Raw genomic sequence first — 22,958 nt, forward strand, 5'->3', positions numbered from 1 at the left:
CAGAGGTGATAGATGTTACGCAGCATAAGTATCCAAAAACGATTATTAGCCGCCTTTGGCGCGCTGGCGTTATTATTAGCCATTACCGGATTGTTCAGCTTGCAGAGCCTGTCCAAAGTAAGGGCTCAGGCTGATATTGTTGAATCTAATCTACTGCCAGCTGTCAGCTACCTGGGGCAGGTTGAGTCGTTATCCGGACGCTCACGAGCGTTAACGTTAAGGCTGCTGCTGGCGATCGATGTTACCCAGGAAACGGCTACTTTTGCGCTGATTGAACGTATCAATGCCGATGTACAACAAGCGGTTAAAAAATATGCTGCCACTATTTATATCGAGGAAGAGCGCAAATTATTTCAGCAATTTGAGCAGGTAGAACTGCAATATTTTGAATTACAAACAAAGGCGCTGGAACTGCTTAAGCAAGAAGAGTTAGGCGCTGCACAGGATATGCTGGATAAGATGAATCCGCTGGCGGATCAGATGAATACGTTGCTGGCAGAGCTAGGGGCAGTGAACCAAAAAGCTGCTGCTAACGCCCGGAATGAATCTATAGCGACCTATGACTCGGCAAAATGGGCTGTCATCATATTAATTATTATTGCTGTGGTTGTAGCCGCCATCATTGCCATCTCGATCTCACGCAGTGTTAATCAGCCACTGACACAAGCAGTAGCGTCGGCGCGGTTTATTGCCGATGGCGATCTGACCCAGCCGCTGACGGTGGAAGGTAAAGATGAACTGACTGAGCTGTCTGAAGCATTAAAACAGATGCAGAAGAAGTTGCGCGATGCCATTGGCCATATTGCCAGCTCCAGCAGCCAACTGGCGTCGGCTGCGGAAGAGTTAAACGTGGTAACCGATGAGTCGGCTAAAGCCTTGCAATTACAGAATGACGAAGTACAGCAGGCGGCAACCGCCATCACTGAAATGAGCTCGGCGGTCGATGAAGTGGCCGGTACGGCGCTGAAAACGTCTGAAGCCTCGTCACAATCTGCGACGCTTGCCAAAGATGGCACCCAGAAAGTGGCGCAAACCAGCAGCGTAATTGAAAAAATGAATGCTGATGTGCGCCAGAGTACCAATGTCATTAATACGCTGGCCGACAAAGTCTCGTCGATTAACCAGGTGCTGGAAGTGATCCGCAGTGTGGCTGACCAAACCAACTTGCTGGCATTAAACGCGGCGATAGAAGCCGCCCGTGCCGGTGAGGCTGGCCGTGGTTTTGCCGTGGTGGCAGATGAAGTACGCAGCCTGGCGTATCGCACCCAAACCTCAACCGGTGAAATTGAGCAGATGATCCAGCAGGTGCAGGCATCGGCGAAAGAAGCGGTAAACGCGATGCAGCTGATTAGCGGCAATGCCGACAACGCGCAAAATGTCGCTAAGTCCGCTGCTGACGCACTGGAGCTGATTGCCGAGAACATTATGGCGATTAGCGATCAGAACCATGTTATTGCCGGTGCGGCCGAGGAGCAATCTAAGGTGGCGCGCGAAATTGACCGCAATATTATTACTATCAGCGATTTAGCACAGCAAACTGCTGAAGGCTCAAGCCAGACCACGGCCAGTGCCAGTGAGCTAACCCGGCTGGCAGTGCAGCTAAATGAGTTGGTCAGTAAGTTTAAAGTTTAAGCCAGACGCTAATAAAACAGGCCGCAAGTGCGGCCTGTTTTGTATCTGACGTTAGTCTTCAGACAAATTCTTTAGCTTGTGTTCCCAGCGACGTTTTGCAAAGCGGCGCATATTCGGAATATCGTCAGTCTCATCCATAATCGGTTGGCCAATAATGGTTTCTATCACATCTTCCATCGTGACCAGGCCCAGCCAACTGCCGTATTCGTCGTACACTAAACACATATGCTGGCGCTCGTGCATCAGTTGCGTCATTAGCTGCTCGGCGCTCATTTTATCCGGGATCACCTTAACCGGTTTCATAATATCGGCAACGGTTTGCTGGTCGGTAATATCCAGCATATCGTAGCGAAAGGCGATACCCAGCGGCGCTTCGTCTTTATCCAGTACCGGGTAACGCGAGAACTGACCTACTTTTACCCGCTCGGCAAAGGCATCTAATGGCTCGTCCGGGCTGGCGGTTTCACACACGGTGCGCGGCGTCATAATGTCGCGAACTTTAATGTCATGCAGGTCCAGAATATTGGCGATAACGCGTTGCTCGTCTTCATCCAGCTTATTCAACTCGCGGCCCAATACGGTTAAAGCTTTAATCTCCTGGCGTAAGTCATGCTCGTGATGACCACCACCAAACAGCTTCATAATTTGGTCTGATAACCAGATAAAGGGTTTTAGCAATGTAATCATGCTATTAAGCACAAATGGCAATACCGGTGCCAGTTGTGGCCAGTAACGCGCACCTATGGTTTTCGGCATAATTTCCGACAGCACCAAAATCAGCACTGTCATTACCGCAGAAGCTATACCCAGATAACCATCACCAAACACTATCGTCACCTGAGCACCGACGCCGGTCGCGCCAACGGTATGTGCCACGGTGTTTAGCGTAAGAATGGCCGCCAGCGGCTGATCAATCTTGTCTTTTAACACTTTTAACTGTTCATACAGCTTAGGCCGGGTCAGCTTTTGCTGGGCAATATAGCTGGGGGTAATCGATAGCAAAGCTGCTTCGAGGATAGAACAAACAAAGGATACCGCAATTGACAAAACCGCAAATGCAATTAAAAGGCTCATATGGTTTGGTTACAACACTCCGTTTTACTTAGACGGCAGCAGTATACTAAGAGTACCGTGGCAATGCGAGCCGGTGCAGCACCGGCCCGCTTCAGGTGTTTATCGCTCTGTTACCTGATATACAGTGACACTGCCGCTGACTTCGTTCCCAATAAGCAACAGCGGGTTGCCATTCGGGCTGGCGCTGGCCGGTACAAACTTAATACTTTCCGGGCCTAAATCACCTGCCAACGGCACTTCAGTACAGTCCATACCCTCGGCGCTGTCGCACGGCTCGGTTAAGTCGTCATCCAGTTCAAAGTCTGCAGCAAAGTTACGGTTAATATAGTGGCTGACAAAGTTGGCCTGAAACGGATTAGTCACATCGTAAATAAACAAATCGCCGCTGCGTTCCTGAGCGATAAAGGCATAGGTGCGGCCTTCTATGGTACCCACATCAATGGCTTCCGGCTCGCCGCCTTTATCATCTGAGCGGTTATCGCCTTTATTTTCGGTATGGGCGCTGTTAAAGTTATTGCCAAGGATCGCGGCAGAAATGCGACCAAAATCATCACCTGAATCAAAAACCTGGTTCAGATTCTGATCCCAGATAGAGAACGAGCGCGCACCATAGGCATAGAGTTTTTCCACTACGCCATCATTATCCGGGTCGACCAGCGCAGCGGTTACTTTTAACCGGCCTAAACCCTCATCGCCGCCTGTAACGTCATACAATGCTTGCAGCTCGGTGCTAAAGGTTTTGTTCAACTCGTCCGAGTCGATAATATCGGCCACGCGGATATCTTCGGAGTAGGCATCCCAGTCGCGCGAGTCACCTTCGTTGGCCGAGACAATAAAAGTAGCGCCATTCCACTGATAAGCGGCAATGGAGTCTGGCTGATACAAGCCATACACATTCGGCAGTTTGCTAAAGAACGCCACTTCATCTTCATTGCTGACGTCTATCAGATACTGGCCCCAGTCTTTGTGGCCCAGCGCTTTGACTTCAATGCTCATATCAGCAAGGTCAATAATACCAATCGCATTGGCTTCCTGCAGAGATACCCAGGCGGTTTTGCTGTCAGCCGCCACGGTGATGTACTCGGGCTCCAAATCCTGTGCCACTGTGGTGCCTGATGGGCCGGCGAATTTTACCCCGGCTTGTTGCAGCAAGCTGCGGCGTTTAGCGTCAGTATCGTAGTCGCTGGCTGACAGCAGATCAGAGCTAAACACCATATCGCTGGTTAAATTGATGGTTTGCGCCAGATCTGCCGGCACACCGTCAGTCAGGCTAATCACCGAAATACTGCCTTCTGGGTCGGCAGTGTAATCGGTATCCGGTTCGCCTTCATTGGCGACCAGTACCTTAGCGCCATCCGGGGTAAAGGTCAGCATATCGGGCAGGGCACCTACCGCAACGGCTTTAATAAAGCTGCCAGTGCCTGTACTGCTCAGGTTATAAAACAACACAGCACCGTTGTCGGTTTTCACTGGTGCGGCCACGGCGATGGCCAGCAAGTCGCCGTAAATGGCAATAGAATTGGCTTCACCCAGCGCGGCGCTAACGTCAGTATCATTGGCGTCTTTTACATTAACACTCTCTGGAAAAGTAAAAGGCACCGAGCTTAAGCTATCGTCAGTAATACCATTGCCTACGGCGGTAATGGGTAAGTTGGCCAGCGAAATCACTTCAATACGGTTCTCGGCGGCGTTAATGGCAAAGGCCGAATTTGACCCTTGGTGAAACTGCACAATTTCCGCCGCAGATTTGCCATAAATGCCAGTGGTAAAGCGGCCGACGACGTCAATCTTCAGCGCGCGTGGCAGGTCTTTTCCTGGTTGTCCGGTTTGGCCGGTTTCACCTGCAGGGCCAGTTGCACCCGGGGCGCCATCATCACCGTCTAATGAGCAAGCCGATAACATGGCCACAATACTTAATGCGAGCAGAGAGCGTTTTAACATGCTGAAGATCCTGAGTTTATTATTGAATTAATAAACCAGTGTCAGCATCACAGGTGACAAACGGATGAAAGGCAGGTGATGTTTTTATGAAGCAGGCTGCTGCTCAGCCTGTTGTTGTATAAACAGCTGTTTTGGCATCAGGTTTACCGTTTCATGCAACTCAGAATACACTATTACCACCTCGCCGCGTTCCAGCTGGCGTTTGACGCTGTCCACTTTGTCCGTTAAAGCAACTTCCTGCTCTCCATAATCGGTGCCTTCGCGCAGTACATAGTATTCAATCAGGTTGTGTAGCGTATCTTCAGCGACATCGGTATAAGGAATGATCATCGTAACTGCTCAATTATAAACTGTGGAATACGTTGGTTTAACCAGAATCTGGGTTTGAGAGGGCTGCCATAAACAAAGCCGACATGGCCGCCACCGCGGGTTAGCTCGTAATGTATATGCGGGCTGAGCTCGTCGGCTTGTGGGATCACCTCGTCACTTAAAAACGGGTCGTCCTTGGCATGAATAATCAGCGTAGGGATGCGGATATGGCGCAAAAACGCTTTACCACTGGCTTGTTGGTAGTAATCCTGCGCATTTAAAAAGCCATGCATTGGCGCGGTGTAGTGCTCGTCAAATTGCTCGATACTGCTAAAGCCCTGCACCTGTTGTGGCGTTAGCGGCAGCGGAAAATCGTTGAATTGTTGTAGTTTTAGCAAGGTGCTGCGTTTTAACCGGCCTAATAAATAACGCTGATACAGCTTGCTGCTGCCGCTGTTTATGCGTTTAGCACAGGCGGCCAGTGACAACGGCGGGCAGACAGCAATGGCCGCTGCCAACAGGTTGTTACTAGCTTGTTCACCGCAGTATTTCAGTAATACATTGCCACCCAGCGAATAACCCACCGCCACTAGTTTCCGGTTTGGGTAACGTCGTTTTACTTCTGCTATGACAAGTGCGGCATCGGCGGTATCACCGCTGTGATAAGCCCGCGGCAGCTTATTGGGTTTGCCGTTACAGCCGCGAAAATGTATTAGCAGCGCCGGCCAGTTAAGCGCCTGGCACTGTGCCAGCATCGCCTGGATATAATGGCTGTTAATGTCACCCGCCAGACCATGTAGCAAAATCAGCAATGGCGCTTTGTCATCTGCCGTGTTGCTGTGTAGCCAGTTTAATTGCAGCTCGTCGCCATCGGGTAAACTGAACATTTCAGCCTCAGTAGTGACGCGCTGTTTTGGGCTTAAATATTTGGCAAATATAGTTTGCAGGTGGGCATGCTTTAACCACCAGGCAGGCTGAAACGGGCTGTGGCTTACTGGTCTGATCTGAGCTTGCAAATTAGTTTATCCTGATAAACAATGAGATAACTTTTACAGCAGGTGCAGCACTATGGATAGGCGGCGATTTATTTTAACCGGCATTGCCTTGGGCACAGCCGCCAGCTTAGGTGGCGGTTTGGCTATCATGGGCTGGCAGCATAGCCAGGCGCCCGATAGCAGCAACCGTGAACTGGTGTTATCTGCTTTACTACCTGCGCTATTGTACGGTGCTTTACCACAAGATGCGACCTTAGCTGCAGCCGAACTTGATCGCACTAAAACCGCGATCAGCGACTTTCTGCCGTTTTTACCATTGCGCCAGCAGCAGGAGCTTAACCAGCTGTTTAACCTGCTGGCTAACCGTATTAGTCAGCTTGGCTTAACCGGCTATGTCACGGCGTTGTCCGACCTTGCACTGCAGCAACGGCTGCAGCTGTTAAATCAATGGCGCGACAGTTACTTGACGTTGTTACAGCAAGCCTATCATGGCCTGCGTGAGCTGCTGTATGGTGCTTATTATGGCCAGAGTGAGCACTGGCAAGCGCTGGCTTACAGCGCGCCGCGGTTTAGATAGGCTTGGCAGATGAGCCGCCAAGTTGTGACAAGGTGTTCTTACGTAGCAGCGGCAGGGATGCCGCGCAGGCTGAGACAGCACAGGGACGTGCTGTTGAAGGCGGCGAAGTAAGAATTTCCTTGTCGCAACTATTACAGCAGAAGCTTTAGCGCAAAAGGGCGGACACCTTGTACCTTCGCTTTGAGCACTTTCAGCAGATTAATGAGATAGATACATGACAACTAACCACTTGGATGCCAGCCAGTTTACGCAGGATCAGCAGTTTGATACCGATATCGTGATTATTGGCTCCGGTGCCGGCGGCGGTATCGCTGCCGAGCAATTGGCGCAGGCTGGCTTTAAGGTGCTATTGCTGGAAGAGGGCGCTTATTACACAAGTGACGATTTTGTCATGCAAGAGCGCTGGGCGTACCCGAATTTATATCAGGAAGGTGCAGCACGTAAAACCCGCGATCAGGCGATTGGCATTTTACAAGGCCGCACGGTTGGCGGCTCTACTACGGTAAACTGGACCACCTCTATCCGCACACCACAGCCGACGCTGGATTACTGGCAAAGCGAGTTTGGCATTAATTTTAGTGGCGATACCGACTTAGCGCCTTATTTTGCTAAAGCCGAGCAGCGGCTGAATATTCATCAGTGGCCAATACCGCCCAACGCCAATAACGCCAAGTTACAGCAAGGCTGTGAAAAACTGGGTTGGCAGTACACGGTGATTAACCGCAACGTGAACGGTTGCGCTAATTTAGGCTATTGCGGCATGGGCTGCCCGATTAACGCCAAGCAATCGATGTTGGTTAGCACCATACCGGCCGCGCTGGCACTGGGCGCGACGCTGATTTCACACCTTTCTGTGCGTCAACTGCATTGGCAGGGCGACAGCATCACCGCTGTCGAAGCGGTGCCGGTCGATCAGTATTTTCAGCCGCGTAGCGACATCCGTATTCGCATTACGGCAAAACATTATATCGTTGCCGCCGGTGCCATTGGTTCACCGGCCTTGTTGTTACGTTCCAAACTGCCCAACCCGTCTGGCCGCTTAGGCAAGCACACCTATTTGCACCCGACAGTGATTTCCGGCGCCTTGTTTGATGACGCTATTAACGGCCATAGTGGCGCGCCGCAATCGATTTATTCGGATCAGTTTGTCTGGCCTGCGGATAACACCCAGCCCGGTTTTAAACTGGAAGTGCCGCCGCTGCACCCGGTGTTAATGGCAACCAAACTTACCGGTACCGGTCAGCAACACGCGGCGCTGATGCAGCAATTTAACCAGCTGCAGGTGACGATAGCGCTGCTGCGCGATGGTTTTCATCCACGCAGTCAGGGCGGCACAGTACAACTGGACAGTGCGCAGCAGCCGCTGCTGGATTACCCAATCAGCGATTACTTGTGGCAGGGCATGCGACAGGCATTATTGGCCATGGCTGAGCTACAATTTGCTGCCGGTGCTAAGCAGGTACTACCCATTCATCACGATGCCACGCTTTATAACAGCTGGCCTGAGGCCAAGGCGGCAATACAAGGCTTACCAATGCAGAAATTGCGGCAAACCGTGGTGTCGGCCCATGTGATGGGCGGTTGTAATATGAGTGCCAGCCCAACGAAAGGCGTGGTCGACATAAACGGCCGCCATCATCAGCTACAAAACCTGTCAGTATTTGACGGTTCTATTCTACCCACCAGCTTGGGCGCCAACCCGCAGCTCACCATTTATGCGCTGGTATGGCGCAATTGCCAACAGTTAATCAGCAGCTTGCAAAGGCAACAGTAATAAACAGTTAGCTGGGCCTACTTAAATCTGGCGAGCTGCTATAGTTTCTGAGCTTATTTGCTGATAAGGACAGATGATGAAACTGAGTTCTATAGTGCTGTGCGGCCTGATGCTGTGTTGTGTCGCGCCCGATGCGGCAGAACAGAAAGTGGTTAACAAGCTTTACTCGGAAAAAGGGGAAGCCGGCGAGCAGGTTATTACCCAACTGGACGATGGCAGCTACAGCGCGTCGTTAAAGATGAGTTGGAACAACCGTGTAGTCACCATTAAAGAAACGCTGCAGGTAGATAAAAAAGGCGTGCCAGTGGCGTTTTCTGCCCGCGGCACTTCGGCTTTTGGCGCGCCGATAGCAGAGCAGTTTAGCCTGCTTGACGGCGTGGCACGCTGGTCTGGCAATAAAGATGACGGCATGCTGCAAACGGCTGAGCCACGTTATTATGTGCCGGCCGATCAGGCTGGCGCTGCCAGCCATGTATTGATGCAAGCCTTACTGGCATCGCCAACCCGTTCGGTCGATTTATTTCCCAGCGGCACGGCCAGGTTAGATGCGCTGAAAACCGTGACGGTAAGCAATGGCAGCAACACTAAGGACGTTACCTTGTATGCCATCAGTGGTCTGGCGTTTAACCCGTCGTTTGGCTGGTTCGATAAAGACGGCCATTATTTCGCTCAGGACTTCAGCGGCTTTATGCGGGTGATCCGAGACGGCTTTAGCCTGGATAACTTTGCTGAGCTGGCAAAAATACAAAAGCAGGCCGAAAACGACTATCTGGCAGATATTGCCAAACACCTGAGCCACAGTTACAGCACCGTATTGCTGCAAGGCGGCAGTGTGGTCGACGTAGTGGCAGGCAAAGTACTACGCAATACCGATGTCTTACTGCAAGATGGCAAAATAATGGCCGTTGCCAGCGGCCTGAGCGTTCCGGCCGGTGCCAAGGTGCTGGATGCGCGTGGTAAAACGATTATCCCCGGGCTGTGGGATATGCATGGCCATTTGTCGAAAAACGATGGTTTACTGAATATTGCCGCCGGTGTGACCAGCGTGCGCGACATTGGTAACAACCATGACAATATTATGGAAATTGCCGGCTTATTTAACAGTGATCAGCTGATTGGCAACCGGGTTTACCGCGCAGGCTTTTTTGATAAACAAAGCGAATATTCTGCTGGTTTGTCGGTTACGTCATTGCAGGAAGCGCATGAGAAAATAGACTGGTTTGCCGATAACGGTTATCTGCAAATTAAGATCTACAGCTCAATTGACCCGGCCTGGGTAAAGCCGATAGCCGACCATGCACACCGACGTGGTATGCGGTTAAGTGGTCATGTGCCCGCCTTTATGACAGCGCGCCAGGCGGTAGAGCAGGGGTTTGACGAAATTCAGCACGTAAATATGTTGTTTTTAAATTTTCTAGCTGGCACCGAGGTTGATACCCGTACCCAGCTCAGGTTTTCTCTGCTCGGTGAAAAAGCTGGCAGCCTGGACTTAGCCAGCAAGCCAGTACAGGACTTCATAAAGTTACTGGCCGATAAGCAAATAGTGGTCGACCCTACTGTTGCGACCTTCCGCAGTTTGTTACTGGGACAAAGCAAACAAATTGACCCGGAATTTGCGGCTGTTGCCGAGCACTTACCGCCCGGCGTGGTCAGGCAGCTAAAAGGTGCAGTTATGAATGTTTCGCCAGAGCTGCAACCGGCGTATCAAAAATCAGCTGATGCGATGCTCATCATGGTGAAAAAACTGTTTGATGCCGGCGTGCCAATAGTGCCCGGCACTGATCATATTGCCGGTTTTACTTTGCACCGTGAGCTGGAACTGTATGCGATGGCCGGTATACCGCCGCTGGATGTACTGCGTATTGCCAGTTATGAACCGGCGCGGCTGGTGGGGGCGGCGTATCACAGTGGCTCGGTTAGTGTCGGCAAAGATGCCGATTTGCTGCTGATAAACGGCGACCCGAGCACTGATATCGCTGATATCCGTAAAGTGGCACTGGTGTTTAAAGGTAAGCACTACTATCAACCACACGAGCTCTATCCGGTACTGGGTGTAACCCCCTTTACCAGCCCGGTCGCGTTTCAACCTTAAATAAGGCGGGGAAGGCATGCTATTAATGCCTTCCTCCGCGTCTGCCCTGACAGGCCATGGCAACGGATACGGTGTTACATTATGTTATGTTGTGACAATCTGATTGCTGTTGCATAAAAATCAGTGGATATCGCCTGCTATCCTGCAGCAGCCGTGCTAAGGTTTAAGCAATTTTATCTCTGTACCTGCTTGTGTAATGACTACAGAAAGTTATAAAGCGCTAAGTAACTATATCGACCTGCTGTTGGATGCGATTTGCGTGGTAGATAAATTCGGCCGTTTTGAATTTGTCAGCAGCAGTGCTGAGCGTATTTTTGGTTACACGCCCGAGGAAATGCTGGGCCGGCCGATGATAGAGCTGGTGCATCCGGATGATCGCGAGCGCACGCTTAAAGCGGCTGAAGACATTAACGCCGGCGCGGTAAAGATTGACTTTGAAAACCGCTATATTCGTAAAGACGGCCAAATAGTGCATTTGCTTTGGTCGGCACGCTGGTCGGCCAGCGATAAACGCCGGGTGGCGGTGGCGCGTGATATCACCCGCAGTAAAAAAATTGAGGCGCGCCAGGCGGCGCTATATGCCATTTCAGAAGCGGCTTTTGCCTGTGATGATTTAACGGCACTGTACCAGAGCATTCAGCGGATTATTGCCGAGCTGATCCCGATAAACCGTTTTGCCATAGTGTTGCCCGAGCAGGACAGTGAGCGCTTGCAGTTCGTTCACGATGCGCAGTTAGCCAACGCGACGCTGGATAGTAACAGTGATGGCACTATGCAGCTGTGCCAGCAGGTTATTCAGCGTGCAGAAACCATTATGTTAAGCAGCGACAATCTGGCAGAGTTACCCGCTAAGCTACGACAACAGTCAAAGGCGTTACCGGTAAACTGGCTGGGGGTGCCGTTAAAGTCGCAAACGTCGGTTATCGGCGCGCTAATGGTGCAAAATGCGCCGTCGGCCAGGGCCTATACACACAGTGAAATTGAGCTGTTAGAGTTTGTGTCGGTGCAGGTGGCGGTCGCCATAGAGCGCAAACAAATGCTACAGCGGTTGCAGCACAATGCGCTGTACGATCAGCTAACTGGCCTGCCCAACCGCGAGTTGTTTGACGACAGAGTACGTTCTGCCATAGCCAGAGCCGAGCGTGAGCAAGGCCAATTTGCGCTGCTGTATCTGGATTTAGATAAATTTAAGCAAGTGAATGACAGGCACGGCCACCAGATAGGGGATGAGCTGCTGCAGCACACCGCGAAGCGGATCACCGCCAATTTACGCCATAGCGATACCGTCGCCCGCTTTGGTGGTGACGAGTTTGTTATTTTGCTGGAGCAGGTAGACAGTGCCGATACGGCGCTGGCGCTGGCAGAAAAAGTACGCAGTGCGCTGGAAAGCACGTTTGCGCTGGCTGATCATTTGTTGCAGGTGTTACCCAGTATCGGCGTTGCGTTGTACCCGGCACACAGCCGGGATATCAAAGCCCTGTTATTACTGGCTGACAACGCCATGTATCAGGCAAAAAGTGGCGGTGGCAACCGGGTGCAGCTAAACCAGCAAATAGCCCCGACCCGAAAAACCACTCATGCCGGTTAACTATCAGCACGCTGCTTGCCTCTGTTTAGCGGCGGCTTAATGCCCGCCCTAACGCCTGAAAATAGCTCAGCCACAAGGCGCTGAGTTTATTGCTCAATGGTTCGCTGGGGTAAGCGCCCAAGCGGGCAAGTTTGCTTTGCCGTGTGCCTGATACCAGAAAACTATTTTTCACGCTCTGGCGTTGCAGTATATGCTCAAAGGCTCTGGCTGCCATTTCTTCCGGTAGTGCCAGATAAAGTTGGCCAAAGCGACTGTCCAGCGCCCGGCAACGGGCAAAGTAATCACTCTCGGTTTCACCGTCGTCAGACAGAAATAACCAGCGAAAGCTTTGCTGCAACAGCTGGTTTAGCGGATGCGGTTGTATAGCCTGGCTTTTTAGCCAGCAGCGCGAGGCAAATTGGTTGGCGGGCACAGGTGGTTGAAACATTTTGCCGCCGATATAGTGGTCAAAAGCATGAAACCATTCATGCGCCAGGCTGCCGCCGCCGGCATTTTTCGCCAGTGCCAGAATGCGTCCCTGTGGCTGGTAATGCGCACAAACGCCAGGCCTGCCGCCAATACCGTAAGTAAGCGCCAGGCTACCATTTAGCGAGATCACCTGCGCTGGCACCTGCAAGATTAACTGCAGGTCGCATAACGCGTCGAAAAATAAGTTAGCCGCCCGTTGTTGCTCATCGCCGGTGACCCAGCGGCCGATATGGATACTGTTAAAACCAAATATTTTCACCAGATCGGCAAAGCTGACATCGGCGCCGGCCCGGTGTGGCGGGCCATTGCGATAGTATTGTCTGATGACCCCGGATGTCACGCTGTAGCCGGTGTTCCTGTATCTTGGTCTGCCAAGATGGCCAGCGCCACGGCTTCAGCGACTTTTATACCGTCGATACCCGCCGATAAAATGCCGCCGGCATAACCGGCGCCTTCACCTGCCGGATACAAGCCTTTGACATTGACGCTCTGGTAATCGGCGCCGCGCTTAATACAAATTGGCGACGACGTGCGGGTTTCCACCCCGGTTAACAGGCCATCGGCTTTAGCAAAGCCTTTAATTTGTTTGTCAAAAGCCGGTATTGCTTCACGAATAGCGGCCACAGCGAACTCTGGCAGTGCCAGGGCCAGATCGGTTAGCTTAATGTTTGGCGTATAAGATGGCTTCACGTCACCCAGTTCAGTCGAAGGCTTGCCAGAGAGAAAATCACCAATCAGCTGCGCCGGGGCATGATAGTTTTCGCCGCCTAATTTAAACGCCTGTTGCTCTAACTTACGCTGCAGGGCAATACCGGCCAGCGGGTGGCCGGGGTAGTCACGCTGTGGGTCAATGCCAACTACGATGGCGCTGTTGGCATTGCGCTCATGGCGTGAATACTGGCTCATACCGTTAGTGACAACCCCGCCGTGCTCTGACGCGGCGGCTACCACAGTGCCACCCGGACACATACAAAAGCTGTAAACACTGCGGCCATTACTGCAATGGTGTACCAGTTTGTAATCGGCCGCGCCTAAAATCGGGTTACCGGCATTAGGGCCAAAGCGGCATTCGTCAATCATCGATTGTTCATGCTCTATGCGAAAGCCAATAGAGAACGGCTTGGCCTCAACATAAACACCTTTGTCATACAGCATTTGGAAGGTATCACGGGCACTGTGGCCCACCGCCAGCACGATGTGTTTGCTGTGCAGCTGTTCGCCGTTTGACAGTGTTAAGCCGGTAAGCTGGCCGTTATCAATATGCAGGTCATCGACCCGGCTACTAAAACGAATTTCACCACCCAGTGCAATAATGTTGGCGCGCATTTTTTCCACCATCGCCACCAGTTTAAAGGTGCCGATATGCGGCTTGCTGACATACATAATTTCGTCTGGCGCACCGGCAGCAACAAATTCGCTCATTACTTTGCGGCCATAATGCTTCGGATCTTTTACCTGGCTGTAGAGCTTGCCATCAGAAAAAGTACCGGCACCGCCTTCGCCGTACTGTACGTTAGACTCAGGGTTTAGCTCCTTACCGCGCCAAAAACCAAAGGTGTCTTTGGTACGCTCGCGCACTTCTTTACCGCGCTCGAGAATAATCGGCTTAAAGCCCATTTGTGCCAGCAGCAAGCCAGCAAATAGCCCGCAAGGACCCAGGCCAATCACGATTGGCCGCTCAGTCAGCTGTACCGGCGCCTGGGCAACAAATTTATAGCGGGTATCGGGTGCGGGCTTTACATGCGGATCTTTAGCAAATTGCTGCAATAAGGCGGCTTCGTTAGCTACTTCGATATCCAGAGTGTAAATAAGTTGGATATCGGTTTTTTTCCGCGCGTCAAAACCGCGTTTAAATACGGTAACGCTGTGCAGCTGTTCGGGTTTTATGTTTAATTTACCGAGAATGGCGGCATTTATCGCGTTTTCATCGTGGTTTAACGGCAGTTTTATTTCGGTCAGGCGCAGCATAAGAGTTCCGTATCGGTGTCATAGCCGCCGGCGGCAGCTCACAAGATAGGTGCTATTTTACGCCAAGCTTCGGGTTATGTCCGTATTCGTTTTAAAACTGACGGACTTTTCAGCAAAAACCTGACTACTCTAAGCTAACCGTTGCAGGCCAGGATGGCCGAATCGAGCCCCCAGGGATGGGTTTACGGCGTGTTAGCGTGAGTTGACAGGTTCATGCCCGATAGCAGCTGACAGTTTGTTTTTTCATAGCGCTGCAGTATGATCGCCAGCCAGACGTAATAGGAGCCGATCTGCCATGGCCTTTGTGGTATTAGAAAACTGCATAAAATGCAAATACACCGACTGCGTAGCCGTATGCCCGGTAGATGCGTTTTTTGAAGGACCCAATTTTCTGGCAATCAGCCCAACCATTTGTATTGATTGCGGCCTGTGTGAACCAGAGTGCCCGGCCAACGCCATAGTGCAGGAAGACAAGGTACCCGCAGAGCAGCAGGGGTTTATTGCGCTAAATGCCGAATTAGCCGAAGTGTGGCCGAATATTCGTGAGCTAAAGCCAGCACCAAGCGATGCCGATACCTGGAACGGCGTGCCCAACAAGCTGCAGTATCTGCAGCTTGATGAATAATAAAGTGCAGCTGCAATATCTGCCGCTAGATGAATAGTAAAGTAGCAGCTGCAATAGCTGAAACTGGCGTCGCCAGGCGCTTTATTTGCTGTCGGGCTGGTCGTGATCGACTTTATAGATAAAGTAGATGGCGTAAAAAATACATAGGCCAATCACAATAGCTAAGCCGGTAAACGAGATAAAGATAACCGGATCATTAATAAATTCTTGCCACAGGTTCATAACTTTACCCTCTTGCTGTGTTGTTAAAGCAAGTGTAGGTAAAGTGTGCCGGCGCTTAGCTGATACAGATCAAAGATTGCACCGCGGCTTAGCCCGACTGCAGCAAGCTTTGACGCAGATCAAGTAATGCCCCGGCGCAGGCAGTGGTATCGTGGGCCAGTAGTGCCAGATAGCTTTCCAGCAGTGGCTGGGCGTCGGCGGTTAAGGCTGGGCACTGTGCCAGCAGCAACTGCTGTTCTAAGCGCTCCAGCTCCAGCTCAGCGCTTAATAAACTTTGCTTGAGCTGCTGTTGTTGTAAAGGGGGTAGCGGGCTTTGGCTGGCGCTGCGGCGCAACTGGCGCAATGGCCGGGTAAACTGAGCGCTGAAGTTTTCCAGCGCCGCGCTAAGCTGCTGTATCTGTTGTGCGCTTAAGCAAAGCTGCTGTTGCTCTAAAAAACACAGCAACAGCAGCAAGTTAACGTTAGCGCCCAAGGCGTCCTGCCAGTGTAAGCAGACTGATTTAACCTTAGGGTAAAACGCCAGGCTAAACTGCCACAGTTGCTCGGCAGTGATTGGCTGCGCCATGTTGCCGTTGTTAGGCATTATGCTGCCAGAACTGTGTGGTTTTTTGCTCCAACTCTTCCTGTGCCATAAACCAGTCTTCTTCAATGCCGGCCAGGCTTTGGCTGGCACTGGCCTGTTTGGCCAGTAACTCGGTTAGTTCCGCTTTGCGTTTGGCGTCGTAAATCTGGGGGTCAGCCATTTTTTCCTCAATAGCCGCCAGCTCTTTGGTCAGCTTTTCCTGCTGCTGCTCCAGTTTTTCGATTGTTTGCTTTACCGGCCTGAGCAGGTTTCGCAGCTCGGCTTCCAGCCGTTTTTGATCTTTACGTATCACATTGCTGCTGGTTGGCGTATCGGCCTGCGTTGCCGCAGCGCTTTGGCGGGCATCTTGTTGCAGCCATTGGTAATAATCCGCTAAGTCACCGTCAAAAGGCGCGACCCGGCCATGGGCGACTAAATAAAACTCGTCGGTACAGCTGCTGAGTAAATGCCGGTCGTGCGACACGATAACAATAGCGCCTTCAAACTCCTGCAACGCCATCACGATGGCTTCGCGCATATCCAGGTCCAGGTGGTTGGTCGGTTCATCCAGCAACAACAGGTTAGGGCGCTGATAGACAATTAACGCCAGCACTAAACGGGCTTTCTCGCCGCCGGAAAACGGTGCGCAAGGCTCTAATGCTTTGTCGCCATGAAAGCCAAAACCACCTAAGAAATCACGCAGCTTTTGCTCGGGTACTTGTGGGTCTAGGCGCACTAAGTGTTGCAGTGGTGAGTCTTGCGGTCGCAGCGTTTCCAGCTGATGCTGAGCAAAATAACCCAGGCTGACGCCATTGGCGTACCACACCTCACCACTTTGCGGTGCCATACTGCCGGACAGCAACTTAATTAATGTCGATTTACCGGCGCCGTTACGGCCAAGCAGGCCAATGCGGCTACCGGGTAACAGCTGAAACTTTATTTGGCTTAAGATCACTTTATCGGCGTAGCCGGCTTGCACATTGTCCATTTTCAGTAATGGATTAGGCAGGGCTTTGGGCTCGCGAAAGCTAAAGCTGAATGGCGAATCAACATGCGCCGGTGCCAGTAGTGTCATACGCTCCAGCGCTTTAATCCGGCTTTGCGCCTGCCGGGCTTTGGTGGCCTGGGCTTTAAAGCGGTCGATAAACTTTTGCAGGTGCGCTACCTGGCGCTGCTGTTTGTCAAAATTAGCCTGATGCTGTGCCAGTTGCTCGGCGCGCTGGCGTTCGAACTGGCTGTAATTACCTTTGTATAAGGTTAGTGTTTGCCGTTCGATATGCACGATGTTGTCAGTGACGGCATCGAGGAAGTCACGGTCGTGGCTGATTAATAATAAGGTGCCCTGATAATTAGCCAAGTATTTTTCCAGCCACAGCACGGCGTCTAAATCCAGGTGGTTGGTTGGTTCATCCAACAACAGCAATTCGGCACGCTGCATTAAAGCCCGCGCCAGGTTTAACCGCATCCGCCAGCCACCGGAGAACGATTTTACCGCTTGCTGCTGAGCGTCACCGCTAAAGCCCAGGCCATCAAGCAGTACGCCAGCTTTGGCTTCAGCGCGATAGCCATCTAAGGCTTCAATTTGCAGGTGGATGGCAGCTAAATCAGATTCGCTGCAACCAGTGCGCACTTTCAGCAGCAGCGGAAACAGTTGCTCGTCGCCTTGTAACACATAATCCATCGCACTGCAGTCCAGTGCCGGGGTTTCCTGCGCTACGGTTGAAATGTGCCAACTGGCCGGTATGCTGACTGAGCCGGCGTCAGCGTGCAGTTTATTTTGCAGCAAAGCAAACAGGCTGGATTTACCACAACCGTTAGCGCCGACAATTCCCACCTTTTGCCCCGGAAATACGGTAAGATCGGCACCCTGAAACAAACACTGAATACCGCGGCGTAGTTCCACCTGTTGCAGCTGGATCATGTTTTTTCCTGTGTAACTGAATTGGGCTGCTAATTTACCCGTATAACCGCAACAAACCAAGGCTTGGCGCATAAAATTGCTAGGCCAGCCAGAAGAGGCATAAGATGACAACCCGCAAAAAGAAACGTTTCATTGCCGGCGCCAGTTGCCCGAAGTGCAAGGCAGTAGACAGCATGATGTTGTTTATGGAAAACAATGTAGAAAAGGTGGAATGCGTGGAGTGTGGCCACCAGATGGTGCAACCCGAGGCGCAGATAGCCAAAGCCAGCCGCGTTGCCGAGCAGGTAATAGGTGTGTTTAAACCGGAATAATATTAATAATGTGGTGGTGGCGGTTCTTCTTCCGGCCGCAGTATGCCCTGATCGTCCGGCAGGTTACGCAGTTTCTCGGCCAGCAGCATCACTTGCTGCTGCAGGCGATCAATTTTCTTCTGATGCTCCAGCAGTTCATTACTCAGGCTATTAACGGTGTCTTCCTGAAACGCCAATTTGCTTTCCAGCTCAACAATATGCAGTTGTAACTCCTGCTCATTTGTTGTCATCTTTGATCTCCCATACTTCGGCGATGCCACTGGAGCTTTCGCTGATTAACTGCTTCTCTGATAAAAACGCTACCGCATGCACCACTGCACTCGGTGGCCGGCTATCGGGCTTTACCCCTACTTGCCACTGTTGTAACTCGCGGCCGCTTTGCACATCCCATAACGCCAGTTTACGCGTTGGCGCACCGGTAGCCAGATAATGACCATCGCGGCTAAAACGTACGGCACTAAACACCTGCTGACGCGCCGTAAATTGTAGCTTACTGACCAGCTGACCGCTTTGGATATCCCATATTTGCGCTAAGTCCTGGCTGTCGGCGGTAAAGGCATAGCGGCCTTGCGGGTCCAGTGCCACTTTAGTCACCCGGCTGGGGTGGCTAAAACTGTAGATAATCTGGGCGCTTTGTGTATCCCATAAATGCGCTTTGTAGTCGTTGCCTCCGGTTAGCGCATAGCGGCCGTTGGGTGACATTGCCACACTGTTAATACGCTCGGTATGGCCTAAAAACTCCAGCCGCCGGCCAGATGCCAGGGTGATATGCTGCACGCCACCATTACTTTTGCCAATCAGCAAATGTTCGCCGTTGTTCGACACCGCGACATCGCGCACTGTAGCGGCATCTAACTGCCAGTAGCCCTGGTTTTCGCCGCTGGTAATATTCCACAGTGCATAAGTATGCTGGTCGGCTGTGAGTACATGGCTGTTGTTGTGGCTGATAGCCAGGTTTAACACCAGATTGTCGCTGCTATCCTGATGTTGCCACTGATATTTCAGCGCATTAGTGCGCAAATCCCACAGCGCCACACCATCCTGAATAGACGACACCGCAGCGTAGTGACCATCGTCTGATAAGGCCGCTGCATAGCTGCCCTGAGCCACATGCGGCAGCTGCTGCACAGGCGGTGTAGACTGTAGTTTTTCACAGCCGCTTAGCAGTATTAGCAGAAAAAACACAGGATATTTCATGTCGGGTGTTAACCTCATCCGCACAAACCGTTAGTATAGGTCAGTTCATTGGACACTATTAAAACATACTTTTGCAGCCTGGCTGCGTAAATCTTGGAGAACCGAATGCGCTTAGTTACCAAAATGTCACTGGTCGCAGTGGCTGTTATCACTCTTACAGCCTGCCAGAAAGAAGCAGAGCAAAAGCCTGCTGCGCTGGATACCGACGAAGCAAAGCAGTCATATAGTTTAGGTGTATCTGTTGGCCGTTACCTGGACAGCACCCTGGATGAATACAGCAAAATGGGTCTGTCACTGGATAGCGCTCTTATTTTACGCGGTGTACAGGATGCTATCGCTGATAAAGCTGCACTGAACGAAGAAGAAGTGCAAGCGATGATGACGGCACTGGAAGAACAGTTCCGTGAAAAGCAAACTGCTATTGCTGATGCGGAAGCAGCTCAGGCGATTGCTGCCGGCAAAACCTACTTAGAAGAGAATGCCAAGAAAGAAGGCGTTACGGTGACTGAGTCTGGCTTACAGTATGAAGTACTGCAGGCGGCTGACGGTGCTAAGCCTGCTGCCACTGACACCGTAAAGGTGCATTACACTGGCACCTTGGTTGACGGTACTAAGTTTGACAGCTCACATGACCGCGGCGAACCGGCGCAGTTTCCGCTTAACCGCGTGATCCCGGGTTGGACGGAAGGCGTGCAGCTGATGAATGTCGGCTCTAAGTTTAAATTCACTATCCCATCAGAACTGGCTTATGGCGAGCGCGATATGGGCGTGATTAAGCCAAACAGTGTGCTGCTGTTTGAAGTTGAATTACTGGAAATTGTTAAAGCTGAAGCGGCTGAACAGTAAAACACAGACAAATTAAAAAGCGGCTGAGGCCGCTTTTTTCATACCTACAATCAGGCTGATATGCCGCTGTCGACATGCTTTTCGTATAAGGTATCGATAAGTTCGTCTTCGTACTCAAAACGTTCTTCCAGCGCCTGGCCCAGTTCCGACAGTTCGCGGTCAAAGGCGCCGCTGTGGCGTGTACTGAGATGATCAGCATACATATCATTAAAATTCAGCGCTAAATCAGTAGACACGGCAATTTTGGGATACAGGCTATCAGCCAGTTTGCGGCTGTCCGTGCCATTGACCGCACACTCCGAGACAATACGCTCATACACTTCAAAGTGGCCAGCGGATAAATAATCTACCAGTAGCTGGCAGAACTCCTGCACAGCGGCCTGAGATGGCAAAGTGGTGCGCTTGGTATCAAAAGGTGGCAATGCCGCCAGTTTACAATAACTGACGATAAGCTGTTGCCGCTCATCCAGCCAATTGTCGATGGCGGTCAGTGAGCCACCCCATTTTTGTCGCGCTGTCTGCACACGGGTGTACATTGCCTTCTCCTTAAGTGCAGCGGCTGTGCTGCAGTAATGTCTAATTAAATGAATTTTGCACTAAAGATCAACCGTTTTTTTATTGGTCAGCCCAGTGAACCGCATTATGATAGCCTCTTACCACAGGGTACCGCAGAGAACAGCGCATGATCAAACACAGCGTCAGCTTAACACCGAATCAACAGGGCCACTGGTTTATTGTCAATCGCGGCCGCATTTGGCTAACGAGTCAGCGGCAAATTCCCCGCGGCAGGTATAACGAGCTAACGCTGTCGGCCGAGCCGGAGCAGGTGTGTCGCTTAGGCGAGCTTGACGGGCTGCCCGCTATGTTATTGGTGAATCACGACCATATTGCCGACGAAGCGCAATGGGCAAGCCCACGGGAGCTGTTGTCTCAGGGAGATGCGGTGTTTCAGCTGGCAGCGCGAGCGGTGCAAGTGGCCCTGTTTTTACAAACACACCGTTTTTGTGGTCAGTGTGGCAGTGCTATGAGCCTGGTCAGCTGGGAACTGGCCGCCCTGTGTAATAAATGTGGTCATCGCTGCTATCCGCGCATTGCGCCTTGTGTGCTGGTGGGTATTGCACACCAGAATAAAATTCTGCTGGCGCGCTCCAGCCGGCACCGGCAGGGCTTTTTCTCTATCCTGGCCGGTTTTGTTGAGTCGGCAGAAACACTGGAGCAGGCGGCGGTACGCGAAGTGAAGGAGGAAGTGGGGGTGGATATTACCAATCTGCGTTATGTTGGCAGCCAGCCCTGGCCGTTTCCACATTCGCTGATGACAGGCTTTATTGCGGATTACGCCGGTGGTGATATCCGTTGTCAGGAGCACGAGATTGAAGAAGCAGCGTGGTTCTCGTTGGATGCGTTGCCAGAGGTGCCGCCGCTAGAAACCTTATCCGGTCAGATCATTGCCCGGTTGCAGCAAATGGCAGCGAAATAAAAAATCTTCCGGAAAGATTTTTAACAAGGCGTAGCATTGGCCCCTAAGGGTTTTCGCCATGGATGGCAGCAAATAAAAAAGCCACATAAAGTGGCTTAACTAAATTTTTGCGTGGTCCCGTTTAAACGGGCTTCTTACTTGTTATTCTTCACTAGCGCAGAAGTGTTATAGCAGATCGATTTTGTGATGACAAGTATTGATCGCAAAAAAGCTGAATACAGCATTTACCGTTAAAACATAGTCGCAGCAACGACACAATGCTAAAATGGCGCGACTTCGGTGAATGACGGACACGCTATGCAATTAAAGAATGATCGGTATCTCAGAGCTTTATTAAAACAACCGGTAGACAGAACACCGGTGTGGATGATGCGCCAGGCTGGCCGTTATTTACCAGAATATCGCGCTACACGCGCGCAGGCCGGTGACTTTATGTCGCTGTGTAAAAATCCTGAGCTGGCTTGTGAAGTGACGCTGCAACCCTTACGTCGTTATGCGCTAGATGCCGCTATATTGTTTAGCGATATTTTGACGATTCCGGATGCAATGGGCTTAGGCTTGTATTTTGGTGAAGGCGAAGGGCCCAAGTTTCAACGTCCGGTACGCGATTTTCTTGATATTGCCAATTTGCCGATCCCCGATCCAGAGCAAGAGCTGCGTTATGTGATGGACGCCGTACGCACCATTCGCCGTGAATTAGATGGCAGTGTGCCGCTGATTGGTTTCTCCGGTAGCCCCTGGACCCTTGCTACCTATATGGTAGAGGGCGGCAGCAGCAAAACCTTTGGCACCATCAAGAAAATGATGTTCAGCGAGCCAGAGGCGTTACATTTATTGCTGGATAAGCTGGCGCAAAGCGTAACCCTGTATTTAAACGCGCAAATTGCGGCTGGTGCCCAGTCTGTGATGATTTTTGATACCTGGGGCGGGGTGCTGACACCGCGTGATTATCAAGAGTTTTCACTGGGATATATGCAGCAAATCGTCAACGGTTTAACCCGCGAAGCAGAAGGCCGTAAGGTGCCGGTGACCTTGTTCACTAAAAATGGTGGCTTGTGGCTGGAAGCGATAGCTAATACCGGTTGTGATGCGCTGGGGCTGGATTGGACCATTAACATTGGCGATGCCAAAGCCCGGGTGGGTAATAAAGTGGCGCTTCAAGGCAATATGGACCCGGCCATTTTACTCGGCTCACCCGAGCGTATCCGCCAGGAAGTACAAATGATCCTCGATGGCTTTGGCCAGGGTTCGGGCCATGTCTTTAACTTAGGCCATGGCATTACACCTGATGTCGATCCAGAGCGGGTAAGTGTATTTATTGATGCCGTACATGCCTTTAGCCGCACTTACCATATGAATGCGGACATCAGCGAATAGTA

The 22,958-nt window shown here is 51.5% G+C and carries 22 protein-coding genes; 10 read left to right on the forward strand and 12 right to left on the reverse strand.

Annotation, left to right across the window (positions count from 1 at the left end):
• Positions 1-12 precede the first annotated feature (12 nt).
• Positions 13-1,632: a methyl-accepting chemotaxis protein gene (locus EYB30_RS06915; RefSeq protein WP_166838188.1), complete on the forward strand. Its 1,620-nt coding sequence runs from the start codon at positions 13-15 to the stop codon at positions 1,630-1,632.
• Between the two features lie 51 nt (positions 1,633-1,683).
• On the opposite strand, the gene EYB30_RS06920 is transcribed toward EYB30_RS06915, so the two are convergent.
• The 4 genes from EYB30_RS06920 to EYB30_RS06935 all read right to left on the reverse strand — a co-directional run bounded on the left by EYB30_RS06920 (position 1,684) and on the right by EYB30_RS06935 (position 5,972).
• Positions 1,684-2,706 carry a CNNM domain-containing protein gene (locus EYB30_RS06920; protein WP_166838189.1) on the reverse strand — a complete coding sequence of 341 codons (1,023 nt, stop codon included), beginning with the start codon at positions 2,704-2,706 and terminating at the stop codon, positions 1,684-1,686.
• 99 nt (positions 2,707-2,805) lie between these two features.
• A complete protein-coding gene (locus EYB30_RS06925) occupies positions 2,806-4,647 on the reverse strand; it encodes a choice-of-anchor I family protein (protein ID WP_166838190.1) in 1,842 nt (613 codons plus the stop codon).
• An 84-nt stretch (positions 4,648-4,731) separates the two neighbouring features.
• The gene (locus EYB30_RS06930) at positions 4,732-4,977 is read right to left on the reverse strand and encodes a YheU family protein (protein ID WP_166838191.1); all 246 of its coding nucleotides are present in this window, start codon (positions 4,975-4,977) and stop codon (positions 4,732-4,734) included.
• On the reverse strand, positions 4,974-5,972 hold the full coding sequence (locus tag EYB30_RS06935; protein WP_166838192.1) for a hydrolase: 999 nt from the start codon (positions 5,970-5,972) through the stop codon (positions 4,974-4,976). Before EYB30_RS06935 ends, EYB30_RS06930 begins: the two co-directional genes overlap by 4 nt.
• Positions 5,973-6,024: 52 nt before the next feature.
• Between EYB30_RS06935 and EYB30_RS06940 the strand changes: the two genes are divergently transcribed.
• The 4 genes from EYB30_RS06940 to EYB30_RS06955 all read left to right on the forward strand — a co-directional run bounded on the left by EYB30_RS06940 (position 6,025) and on the right by EYB30_RS06955 (position 11,982).
• Positions 6,025-6,528 (forward strand): hypothetical protein, encoded by a 504-nt coding sequence (locus EYB30_RS06940; RefSeq protein WP_166838193.1) that lies wholly within the window; start codon positions 6,025-6,027, stop codon positions 6,526-6,528.
• 214 nt (positions 6,529-6,742) lie between these two features.
• Positions 6,743-8,302, forward strand: a complete 1,560-nt coding sequence (locus EYB30_RS06945; RefSeq protein ID WP_166838194.1) for a GMC family oxidoreductase — start codon at positions 6,743-6,745, stop codon at positions 8,300-8,302.
• Between the two features lie 73 nt (positions 8,303-8,375).
• Positions 8,376-10,394 (forward strand): amidohydrolase family protein, encoded by a 2,019-nt coding sequence (locus EYB30_RS06950; protein ID WP_166838195.1) that lies wholly within the window; start codon positions 8,376-8,378, stop codon positions 10,392-10,394.
• 196 nt (positions 10,395-10,590) lie between these two features.
• Positions 10,591-11,982: a GGDEF domain-containing protein gene (locus EYB30_RS06955; RefSeq protein WP_166838196.1), complete on the forward strand. Its 1,392-nt coding sequence runs from the start codon at positions 10,591-10,593 to the stop codon at positions 11,980-11,982.
• Between the two features lie 25 nt (positions 11,983-12,007).
• On the opposite strand, the gene EYB30_RS06960 is transcribed toward EYB30_RS06955, so the two are convergent.
• Together EYB30_RS06960 and EYB30_RS06965 are read right to left on the reverse strand one after the other, a co-directional pair.
• Positions 12,008-12,790 carry a CLCA_X family protein gene (locus tag EYB30_RS06960; protein WP_166838197.1) on the reverse strand — a complete coding sequence of 261 codons (783 nt, stop codon included), beginning with the start codon at positions 12,788-12,790 and terminating at the stop codon, positions 12,008-12,010.
• Positions 12,787-14,418, reverse strand: coding sequence for an NAD(P)/FAD-dependent oxidoreductase (locus EYB30_RS06965; protein WP_166838198.1), 1,632 nt, complete (start codon positions 14,416-14,418; stop codon positions 12,787-12,789). Before EYB30_RS06965 ends, EYB30_RS06960 begins: the two co-directional genes overlap by 4 nt.
• 295 nt (positions 14,419-14,713) lie before the next feature.
• Here EYB30_RS06965 and fdxA point away from each other — a divergent pair, with 295 nt between their 5' ends.
• Entirely contained in the window at positions 14,714-15,043 is a 330-nt protein-coding gene (gene fdxA, locus EYB30_RS06970; RefSeq protein ID WP_166838199.1) for a ferredoxin FdxA, read from the forward strand.
• Between the two features lie 81 nt (positions 15,044-15,124).
• Here fdxA and EYB30_RS06975 read toward each other — a convergent pair whose 3' ends face one another.
• From EYB30_RS06975 to EYB30_RS06985, 3 genes are all read right to left on the reverse strand, one after another.
• Positions 15,125-15,265 (reverse strand): DUF3149 domain-containing protein, encoded by a 141-nt coding sequence (locus tag EYB30_RS06975; RefSeq protein WP_166838200.1) that lies wholly within the window; start codon positions 15,263-15,265, stop codon positions 15,125-15,127.
• Between the two features lie 88 nt (positions 15,266-15,353).
• Complete coding sequence (locus EYB30_RS06980) at positions 15,354-15,848, reverse strand: TIGR02444 family protein (RefSeq protein ID WP_166838201.1); 495 nt, start codon at positions 15,846-15,848, stop codon at positions 15,354-15,356.
• On the reverse strand, positions 15,841-17,748 hold the full coding sequence (locus tag EYB30_RS06985) for an ABC transporter ATP-binding protein (protein WP_166838202.1): 1,908 nt from the start codon (positions 17,746-17,748) through the stop codon (positions 15,841-15,843). The genes EYB30_RS06980 and EYB30_RS06985 overlap by 8 nt, the downstream gene beginning before the upstream one ends.
• A 104-nt stretch (positions 17,749-17,852) precedes the next feature.
• Between EYB30_RS06985 and EYB30_RS06990 the strand changes: the two genes are divergently transcribed.
• Entirely contained in the window at positions 17,853-18,059 is a 207-nt protein-coding gene (locus EYB30_RS06990; protein ID WP_166838203.1) for a YheV family putative zinc ribbon protein, read from the forward strand.
• A gap of 2 nt (positions 18,060-18,061) precedes the next feature.
• On the opposite strand, the gene EYB30_RS06995 is transcribed toward EYB30_RS06990, so the two are convergent.
• Complete coding sequence (locus EYB30_RS06995; RefSeq protein WP_166838204.1) at positions 18,062-18,289, reverse strand: SlyX family protein; 228 nt, start codon at positions 18,287-18,289, stop codon at positions 18,062-18,064.
• Positions 18,276-19,256: a WD40 repeat domain-containing protein gene (locus EYB30_RS07000; RefSeq protein WP_166838205.1), complete on the reverse strand. Its 981-nt coding sequence runs from the start codon at positions 19,254-19,256 to the stop codon at positions 18,276-18,278. The genes EYB30_RS06995 and EYB30_RS07000 overlap by 14 nt, the downstream gene beginning before the upstream one ends.
• A 105-nt stretch (positions 19,257-19,361) precedes the next feature.
• Between EYB30_RS07000 and fkpA the strand changes: the two genes are divergently transcribed.
• The gene (gene fkpA / locus EYB30_RS07005; protein WP_166838206.1) at positions 19,362-20,102 is read left to right on the forward strand and encodes an FKBP-type peptidyl-prolyl cis-trans isomerase; all 741 of its coding nucleotides are present in this window, start codon (positions 19,362-19,364) and stop codon (positions 20,100-20,102) included.
• Between the two features lie 50 nt (positions 20,103-20,152).
• Here fkpA and rsd read toward each other — a convergent pair whose 3' ends face one another.
• Positions 20,153-20,638 carry a sigma D regulator gene (rsd, locus tag EYB30_RS07010; RefSeq protein WP_166838207.1) on the reverse strand — a complete coding sequence of 162 codons (486 nt, stop codon included), beginning with the start codon at positions 20,636-20,638 and terminating at the stop codon, positions 20,153-20,155.
• A 146-nt stretch (positions 20,639-20,784) separates the two neighbouring features.
• Between rsd and nudC the strand changes: the two genes are divergently transcribed.
• Positions 20,785-21,579: an NAD(+) diphosphatase gene (gene nudC / locus EYB30_RS07015; protein ID WP_166838208.1), complete on the forward strand. Its 795-nt coding sequence runs from the start codon at positions 20,785-20,787 to the stop codon at positions 21,577-21,579.
• 297 nt (positions 21,580-21,876) lie between these two features.
• The gene (gene hemE / locus EYB30_RS07020; protein WP_166838209.1) at positions 21,877-22,956 is read left to right on the forward strand and encodes a uroporphyrinogen decarboxylase; all 1,080 of its coding nucleotides are present in this window, start codon (positions 21,877-21,879) and stop codon (positions 22,954-22,956) included.
• The last annotated feature ends 2 nt before the right edge of the window (positions 22,957-22,958 follow it).

This window comes from Rheinheimera pleomorphica (assembly GCF_011634895.1).
GTDB classification, from domain to species: Bacteria; Pseudomonadota; Gammaproteobacteria; order Enterobacterales; family Alteromonadaceae; genus Alishewanella; species Alishewanella pleomorphica.

Coding starts and splice junctions, on each gene's coding strand:
- EYB30_RS06915 (WP_166838188.1), top strand. CDS start 13: ATGTTACGCAGCATAAGTATCCAAAAACGATTATTAGCCGCCTTTGGC.
- EYB30_RS06920 (WP_166838189.1), bottom strand. CDS start 2,706: ATGAGCCTTTTAATTGCATTTGCGGTTTTGTCAATTGCGGTATCCTTT.
- EYB30_RS06925 (WP_166838190.1), bottom strand. CDS start 4,647: ATGTTAAAACGCTCTCTGCTCGCATTAAGTATTGTGGCCATGTTATCG.
- EYB30_RS06930 (WP_166838191.1), bottom strand. CDS start 4,977: ATGATCATTCCTTATACCGATGTCGCTGAAGATACGCTACACAACCTG.
- EYB30_RS06940 (WP_166838193.1), top strand. CDS start 6,025: ATGGATAGGCGGCGATTTATTTTAACCGGCATTGCCTTGGGCACAGCC.
- EYB30_RS06945 (WP_166838194.1), top strand. CDS start 6,743: ATGACAACTAACCACTTGGATGCCAGCCAGTTTACGCAGGATCAGCAG.
- EYB30_RS06950 (WP_166838195.1), top strand. CDS start 8,376: ATGATGAAACTGAGTTCTATAGTGCTGTGCGGCCTGATGCTGTGTTGT.
- EYB30_RS06955 (WP_166838196.1), top strand. CDS start 10,591: ATGACTACAGAAAGTTATAAAGCGCTAAGTAACTATATCGACCTGCTG.
- EYB30_RS06965 (WP_166838198.1), bottom strand. CDS start 14,418: ATGCTGCGCCTGACCGAAATAAAACTGCCGTTAAACCACGATGAAAAC.
- fdxA (WP_166838199.1), top strand. CDS start 14,714: ATGGCCTTTGTGGTATTAGAAAACTGCATAAAATGCAAATACACCGAC.
- EYB30_RS06975 (WP_166838200.1), bottom strand. CDS start 15,265: ATGAACCTGTGGCAAGAATTTATTAATGATCCGGTTATCTTTATCTCG.
- EYB30_RS06980 (WP_166838201.1), bottom strand. CDS start 15,848: ATGCCTAACAACGGCAACATGGCGCAGCCAATCACTGCCGAGCAACTG.
- EYB30_RS06985 (WP_166838202.1), bottom strand. CDS start 17,748: ATGATCCAGCTGCAACAGGTGGAACTACGCCGCGGTATTCAGTGTTTG.
- EYB30_RS06990 (WP_166838203.1), top strand. CDS start 17,853: ATGACAACCCGCAAAAAGAAACGTTTCATTGCCGGCGCCAGTTGCCCG.
- EYB30_RS06995 (WP_166838204.1), bottom strand. CDS start 18,289: ATGACAACAAATGAGCAGGAGTTACAACTGCATATTGTTGAGCTGGAA.
- EYB30_RS07000 (WP_166838205.1), bottom strand. CDS start 19,256: ATGAAATATCCTGTGTTTTTTCTGCTAATACTGCTAAGCGGCTGTGAA.
- fkpA (WP_166838206.1), top strand. CDS start 19,362: ATGCGCTTAGTTACCAAAATGTCACTGGTCGCAGTGGCTGTTATCACT.
- rsd (WP_166838207.1), bottom strand. CDS start 20,638: ATGTACACCCGTGTGCAGACAGCGCGACAAAAATGGGGTGGCTCACTG.
- nudC (WP_166838208.1), top strand. CDS start 20,785: ATGATCAAACACAGCGTCAGCTTAACACCGAATCAACAGGGCCACTGG.
- hemE (WP_166838209.1), top strand. CDS start 21,877: ATGCAATTAAAGAATGATCGGTATCTCAGAGCTTTATTAAAACAACCG.